3 protein-coding genes are annotated in these 4,633 nt (G+C 71.5%); 1 reads left to right on the top strand and 2 read right to left on the bottom strand.

The window, feature by feature from the left end; translation table 11 throughout:
• Positions 1-466: 466 nt before the first annotated feature.
• The gene (locus MTQ10_RS28130; RefSeq protein ID WP_247473120.1) at positions 467-1,018 is read right to left on the bottom strand and encodes a MarR family winged helix-turn-helix transcriptional regulator; all 552 of its coding nucleotides are present in this window, start codon (positions 1,016-1,018) and stop codon (positions 467-469) included.
• Positions 1,019-1,140: 122 nt separating this feature from the next.
• Here MTQ10_RS28130 and MTQ10_RS28125 point away from each other — a divergent pair, with 122 nt between their 5' ends.
• The gene (locus tag MTQ10_RS28125) at positions 1,141-2,412 is read left to right on the top strand and encodes an MFS transporter (RefSeq protein ID WP_247473121.1); all 1,272 of its coding nucleotides are present in this window, start codon (positions 1,141-1,143) and stop codon (positions 2,410-2,412) included.
• A 232-nt stretch (positions 2,413-2,644) separates the two neighbouring features.
• Here the strand turns inward: MTQ10_RS28125 and MTQ10_RS28120 are convergent, their stop codons facing one another.
• Positions 2,645-4,402: an ATP-binding SpoIIE family protein phosphatase gene (locus tag MTQ10_RS28120; protein WP_247473118.1), complete on the bottom strand. Its 1,758-nt coding sequence runs from the start codon at positions 4,400-4,402 to the stop codon at positions 2,645-2,647.
• Positions 4,403-4,633: the final 231 nt, after the last annotated feature.

Genomic DNA, 4,633 nt, shown 5'->3' with positions numbered 1-4,633 from the left:
CTCGGGCTTTCCTCCGGGCGCTTCCCTTCGGTCTTGCGTTTCCGACTCTATCAGATCTTTCCGATCCGATTTCCTCGGTGCTTTCCAGGTTCCCGCTCTCGCGTTTCCCTTTCCGGCGGACCCGACTCTATCAGATCCTCGCGGCGTCTGATTCCCAGTCAGAGGGGGTTGTCATCCCGGCCGTTGCGGGCCGTTCCGACGTTTCCAACCTTAGCGGATCCACTCGGTGATGCCCAATCGGGAGACCGAGTCCCTATTCGAATTGAATTCGGGCACGCCGAATTCAACCCCGTCAGGAGATCTTGCTGGTGGTTGGTGCCGCTGTGCGGCAGAAGGTGCTGTCGCAGAACCGTTACGGCCCCGCGGCAACCCGAAGAACCTTACGGATCGGTCCGAGGGGTGTCAAGCGCTGCCCGTCAACATCTTTTAGATGCATCCGAAGGTGGGCCGGCGTCCCGGACCGGGGTCAGTCGAGGTCGGTGAGCCGGCCACCCGCGTCGGGCTGGGCATGCTCGACGCGGCGCAGAAGGCGGGTCAGGACCTCACCCAGCCTGGTGCGCTCCTCGGGGCTGAGGTCCTGGAGGAGGTCCTCCTCGAAGACCGAGGCGAGGCGCATGGCCTCGAGCCACTTCTCCCTGCCTTCGGGGGTCAGCTCGACGATCACGCGGACACGGTTGGTCTCGTCGCGCTCCCTGGTGACCAGGCCCTCGGTGACCATGCGGTCGATGCGGTGGGTCATGGCGGCCGGCGTGAGGCCGAGGCGCTTGGCCAGCTCGCTCGGGCCCATGCGGTAGGGGGCGCCGGAGAGGACGAGTGCCTTGAGGACCTCCCACTCGGCGTTGCTGATGCCGAGGGCGGCGGTCTGCCGGCCGTAGGCGACGTTCATACGGCGGTTCAGTCGGGACAGCGCCGACACGATCTTCTCGACCTGCGGATCGAGGTCCTGGAACTCGCGCTGGTACGCGGCGATCTGCTCTTCGAGTGTCGGCTCGGCGCCGAGCGTGCCGGGGTCGCCCATGGCCGCAGTATGACACGGCTCTCCTTTGCCTTGAAGTCCTTGACTCTGTACTCTTTAGGTTTGAAGTTTAGATTCGAAGTCTTCACACCTAACTAGTGAGAGAGGTGAACGTGACCAGGGCGATGGGCGCAGCGATGCGCCGGATCCATGTGGGCAACGCACTCAGCGCATTCGGGCTCGGCTTCACGGTCCCCTACCTGTACGTCTATGTGGCGCAGGTGCGGGGCCTCGGTGCCGTGACGGCGGGGATGGTCCTCGCCGTGTTCGCCGTGGCCGCGCTGGTCGTGCTGCCGTTCGCCGGGCGGGCCATCGTCCGGCGCGGCCCCCTTCCGGTGCTGCTCGCCGCCCTGGTCACCGCCGCCGTGGGAGCGCTGAGCCTCGGGCTGTCGGGCAGTGCCGCCGCCGTACTGGCGTCGGCGTCGCTGCTCGGTGCTGGGCAGGCCGTGATGCAGCCGGCGCTCGCGACGATGATCGTGGACTGCTCGTCGGCGGACACACGGTCGCGGGCGTTCGCGATGCAGTTCTTCCTGCAGAACCTGGGGCTCGGCGTCGGCGGGCTGATCGGCGGGCATCTGGTGGACACGACGCGGGTGTCGTCGTTCACGCTGCTGTTCGCGATCGAGGCCGCGATGTTCCTGCTGCTGGTCGTGGTGATGGCGACGGTGCGGATGCCGCACTCACCGCGCATCGAGGGGGCGCCGGGGCAGTCGGCGAAGAGCAGCTGGAAGCAGCTGATGGGCAACCGCGCGATGGTGCAGCTGTGCGTGCTCGGCTTCGTCCTGTTCTTCGCCTGCTACGGGCAGTTCGAATCGGGCCTGAGCGCGTTCGGTGTCGAGGCGGCGGGGATCTCCACGTCCGCGCTGGGCACCGCGCTCGCCGCCAACACCGGGATGATCGTGGTCGCGCAGTTCCTGGTGCTGCGGTTCGTGGAACGGCGTCGGCGTACTCGGGTGATCGCGGCCGTCGGTGTCATCTGGGCCGTGGCGTGGCTGGCGGCGGGGTACGCGGGGCTCGGGCACGGCAGCCAGGAGATGGCGACAGCGGCGTTCATCTCCACGTACGCGTTGTTCGGGCTGGGTGAGGCGATGCTGTCGCCGACGGTGGCTCCGCTGGTGGCGGATCTGGCGCCTCAGGGGCTCGCGGGGCAGTACAACTCGGCGTTCGCCCTGGTCAAGCAGCTTGCGTTGGCGATCGGGCCGGCGGTGGGCGGGCCGATGGGGGCGTCGCTGCACGCGCCGTACGTCGTGACGTTCCTGGGCTTCTCGCTGGGGATCAGTGTGCTGGCGCTGCGGTTGGGGCGAGGGCTCACGATGGCCCAGGACTCGCCCTGGGCTGCGCGGTCCCGCGTCGTCCGCCGGGGCGGCCCGGCGCCGGTGCCGGCCGAGACGGCCTGAATCCCCGGCGGCACCCTCTGCCCCGACGGGGCGCACCCCGACCCCGCTACCCGGCTTGCAGCCGACGCCCGCGCGTCCCCGGCGGGGGTGGGCCGCGCCACCCGGCGCGTGCGGGGGGCCTCCCCCACAGGGGGACCCCCAGCGCCCTGCGGCACGACTGCCCGCAGCAACGTCGGACTCGCCGCCCCGCGTCACCCACCTCAGGGGCGCGGGGAGCTGCGCGAACGGTCTCCTACGGCAGTGCGAACTCGCACCACACCGCCTTGCCGCCCCCCGGCGTCCTTCGCGAGCCCCAGTTCGAGGCGATGGTCGCGACGATGGCGATGCCGCGCCCGGACTCGTCCCCCGGCTCCGCCCGCCGCCGCCGCGGCAGATGGTCGTCCCCGTCCGTGACCTCGATGATCAGTCGTCGGTCGGTGCGCCGCAGGCGCAGCCGCATGGGCGGCGTCCCGTGCTGAAGCGAGTTCGCGACCAGCTCGCTCGCCGCCAGGACCCCCAGATCGTGCAGGTCGGAGGGGAATCGCCAGCTGGTGAGAACGCCGGAGGCGAAGGCACGCGCGCGTGGGGCGGCCTCGATGCCGCCGAGGAGTTCCAGCGCGGCGTTGCGGAACAGTTCTTCGTCGGGCCCTGTCCGGGCGGGGTGCTGGAGCACGAGGACAGCCACATCGTCGTCGTGGTCGGCGGTGACCCCGGCGGAGCGGACGAGCCGGTCGCAGACGACCTGGGGCGTGCCGGTGGCGCCGGCGAGGGCGCGTTCCAGCGCGGCGATACCTTCGTCGAGGTCTTCGTTGCGGCGTTCGACGAGCCCGTCGGTGTACAGCACGGCGGTGGAGCCGGGGCCGAGCGGGACCGTCCCGGAGGCGTGCATCCAGCCGCCGGTGCCGAGCGGCGGCCCGGTCGGTTCGTCGGCGCGGCGTACGGTGCCGTTCTCGTCGCGGACGAGGATCGGCAGGTGCCCGGCGGAGGCGTACATCAGCCGGCCCTCGTTGGGGTCGTGGACGGCGTAGACGCAGGTGGCGATCTGGTTGGCGTCGATCTCGGTGGCGAGGCCGTCGAGCAGTTGCAGTACCTCGTGGGGCGGCAGGTCCAGTCGCGCGTAGGCGCGTACGGCGGTGCGGAGTTGCCCCATGACGGCGGCGGCGCGCACCCCGCGCCCCATGACGTCGCCGATCACCAGCGCCGTACGGCCGCCGCCGAGAGTGATGACGTCGTACCAGTCGCCGCCGACGGCGGCTTCGGTGCCGCCGGGCTGGTAGGTGGCGGCGATGCGCAGGTCGTCGGGTTGTTCGAGGTCCTGGGGGAGCAGGGAGCGCTGGAGGGTGACGGCGGTCTCGCGCTGGCGGCGTTCGCTGGCGCGCAGGCGTTCGGCGGCTTCGGCGTGGTCGGTGACGTCGGTGGCGAAGACGAGGACACCGGGGCCGCCGACGCCTTCGGTGACGGGGGTGCAGGTGAAGGTGTAGGAGCGACCGTCGGGTGCTTTGCGGGACTTGAGCGTGCGGGGGCGCCCGCTGCGCAGCACCTGGTCGAGCAGCGGGAGCAGGCCGAGTTCTTTCAGCTCGGGGAGTGCCTCGGCGGCGGGCCGGCCGAGGGGGCGGGGGCCGAAGGCGGCGGTGTAGGCGTCGTTGAGGTGGGCGAGGCGGTGTTCGGGGCCGTGGACGAGGGCGACGAGGGCGGGGACGCTGTCGAGGACGCCGCGCACGGGGAGCGCGTCGACGGCGGGCAGGTCGGAGACGGCGTCGAGGGCGTACCCCTCGCCGCTCGGTCCGTCACCGTTTCGTCCGTCGCCGTTCGGGCTGTGCCCGTCGCCGTCGCGCACAGCGGTGGTCCGCTTGTCGGTGAGGCGTCCGTCGGCCGGGAGGGTGGGTTGTCCGCCGCGGGCCGCGGGCACGGCGCCGTCGCTCCGCCGGTCGGCGGTGACCGGCTCGGTCCGGGCTGCGGCGCGACGCTGTGTTCCGGGGAGCCGGGCGCTCCTCCAGCGCGTGAAGTTCACGAATCCTTGCCTCGTGTAGTGGTCGTCGGCCGGCTCCGGTACCCGGCGTGGGCTCCGGGGGGTGCTCCGGCGTGGGCTCCGTCGGGTACGGCGGAGACGTCGCGTACGTCGGGTGCGTCAGGTGCGGCGCGCATGTGACGTACGGCGGCTACGGCGAGTGGATGGCCGGCACCGAGGACGCCGGAGCGGCCGGAGACGCCGGAGGCACCGGGGGTGCCGGCCATCCACTCG

It is taken from the genome of Streptomyces sp. XM83C (assembly GCF_023072675.1).
Taxonomy (GTDB): Bacteria; Actinomycetota; Actinomycetes; order Streptomycetales; family Streptomycetaceae; genus Streptomyces; species Streptomyces thermocoprophilus.
Note: the sequence above shows the minus strand (reverse complement) of the source record. Positions and strands in the feature narration are given on the sequence as shown.

Bases quoted from the DNA above. Each gene is read 5' to 3' on its own strand.
- MTQ10_RS28130 (WP_247473120.1), bottom strand. From the start codon at position 1,018: ATGGGCGACCCCGGCACGCTCGGCGCCGAGCCGACACTCGAAGAGCAG.
- MTQ10_RS28125 (WP_247473121.1), top strand. From the start codon at position 1,141: ATGGGCGCAGCGATGCGCCGGATCCATGTGGGCAACGCACTCAGCGCA.